The organism is Xenorhabdus kozodoii (assembly GCF_002632875.1).
Lineage (GTDB): Bacteria > Pseudomonadota > Gammaproteobacteria > Enterobacterales > Enterobacteriaceae > Xenorhabdus > Xenorhabdus kozodoii.
This window is the reverse complement of sequence record NZ_NJCX01000106.1, coordinates 1-609: the sequence shown is the minus strand read 5'-3', so window position 1 is coordinate 609 and position 609 is coordinate 1. Positions and strand designations below refer to the sequence as shown.

Annotated in this window: 1 protein-coding gene; it reads right to left on the bottom strand. The window is 59.6% G+C overall.

The window, feature by feature from the left end; all coding sequences use genetic code 11:
* Positions 1-609 (bottom strand): AMP-binding enzyme (locus Xkoz_RS19335; protein ID WP_141554463.1); only part of this gene is annotated, 609 nt, incomplete at both ends.

Sequence of the window (609 nt, the reverse complement as noted above, 5' to 3'; positions counted from 1 at the left end):
CCTTGCGGTCGAGTTTGCCATTGGGGGTGAGCGGGAAGGCATCCAGCGTGATAAAGGCACTGGGCAGCATATAGTCCGCCAGATGCTGGCTGAGTTGCTGGCGTAGTTCTGCCGGCACCAGTTCCGTCCCGTCCTCTGGCCGCACATAGGCGACCAGCCGTTTCTGGTTGGGTTCATCTTCGCGGGCGATCACCACCGCCTCGCGCACCCCGTCGCATTGGGTTAATTTGGCCTCGATTTCCCCCAGTTCGATCCGGAAGCCGCGCAGTTTGACCTGAAAATCATTGCGGCCAAGGTAGTCAATATTGCCGTCGGGTAGCCAGCGGCCGAGGTCGCCGGTTTTGTACATCCGGGCGTCCGGCTCTGTGGCAAAAGGATCGACCAGGAAACGCTCGGCGGTCAGTTCCGGGCGGTTGAGGTAACCGCGGGCGACACCGGCTCCGCCGATGTAAATTTCCCCCGCGACACCAAGCGGGACGGGTTGGCCTTGTGTATCCAGAATATAAATCTGGGTATTGCCGATCGGTTGGCCGATCGGGATTTTTCTGCCGACGCATTCGTCGATCTCATAGACAGTGGCAAAAGTGGTGGTCTCCGTGGGCCCATACA